The 1,235-nt window shown below is 56.5% G+C and carries 1 protein-coding gene; it reads left to right on the top strand.

Going from position 1 to position 1,235, the window contains the following annotated elements; all coding sequences use genetic code 11:
• Positions 1-64 precede the first annotated feature (64 nt).
• Positions 65-1,227, top strand: a protein-coding gene (locus tag LIX93_RS29465; RefSeq protein WP_226507531.1) for an IS3 family transposase whose coding sequence is annotated in 2 segments (ribosomal slippage) — positions 65-320 and positions 320-1,227 — 1,164 coding nt in all. Because the reading frame shifts where the segments join, the coding sequence is not laid out codon by codon here.
• Positions 1,228-1,235: the final 8 nt, after the last annotated feature.

Raw genomic sequence — 1,235 nt, 5'->3', positions numbered from 1 at the left:
TGTAGTGGTCTACTAACCCCGGACACCTTTTTAGGCGAAAATGATCGCCACACAGAGGTGTTCGATGAGCAGACAACGACGTACCTTCACCCCCGAATTCAAGCGCGAAGCTGCCAGCTTGGTGCTTGACCAGGGCTACAGCCACGGTGATGCAGCCCAGTCGCTTGGGTTGGTAGAGTCGGCCTTGCGCCGGTGGGTCAACCAGCTCCAGCAGGAACGAGGCGGTGCCACACCGACAAGTAAAGCGCTGACACCCGAGCAGCAGAAAATCCAAGAACTGGAAGCCCGAATCAACCGCCTGGAACGAGAGAAATCGATTTTAAAAAAGGCCACCGCGCTCTTGATGGCCGAGGAACACGAGCGTTCGCGTTAATCGATCAATTGCGGGCTCAAGAGCCGATTGATCTGTTGTGCTCGGTATTTGAAGTAACCCGATCTTGCTACTACGCGTACTGCCGAAAACGCCGGTATCCAGATGCCGAACGGGTGGTTTTGCGCAGCCGCGTGAACGAGCTGTTTACGCAAAGCCGAAGCGCTGCGGGCAGCCGGAGCATCATGCTGATGATGAAAGAGGACGGCATGCAGATCGGGCGATTCAAGGTGCGCGAGTTGATGCGCGAGATGAACCTGATCAGCAAACAGCCCGGTTCGCATGCCTATAAAAAGGCGACCGTGGAGCGACCTGATATTCCGAACGTGCTTGATCGAGGATTCACCGTCGCATCCCCAAACAAGGTCTGGTGCGGTGACATCACGTACGTTTGGGCCGAAGGTCGATGGCACTATCTAGCAGCTGTCATCGACCTTTGTGCCCGCCGTGTTGTGGGTTGGGCGTTCTCACCCAAGCCCGACGCCGACCTGGTAATCAAGGCACTGGACATGGCTTACGAGCAGCGTGGCAGGCCGCAAAACGTATTGTTTCACAGCGACCAGGGCAGCCAATACGGCAGCCGAAGTTTCCGCCAAAGACTATGGCGATACCGCTTCACACAGAGCATGAGTCGGCGCGGCAACTGCCACGATAACGCGCCGATGGAGCGGCTGTTTCGCAGTCTGAAAACAGAATGGATACCGACGGTGGGCTACATGAGCGCTGCGCTAGCGCAACAGGATATCGGCCGATTCCTAATGGAGCGATACAACTGGCGGCGACCGCATCAGTTCAACAAAGGGCTAGCGCCTGCGGTCGCTGAGGGAAAACTCAATTCAGTGTCCGGGATCAGTTGACCACTACA

This window comes from Pseudomonas sp. MWU16-30317 (genome assembly GCF_020515695.1).
Taxonomy (GTDB): Bacteria; Pseudomonadota; Gammaproteobacteria; order Pseudomonadales; family Pseudomonadaceae; genus Aquipseudomonas.
The sequence above is the reverse complement of the archived record's forward strand: the minus strand, read 5'-3'. Positions and strand labels throughout refer to the sequence as shown.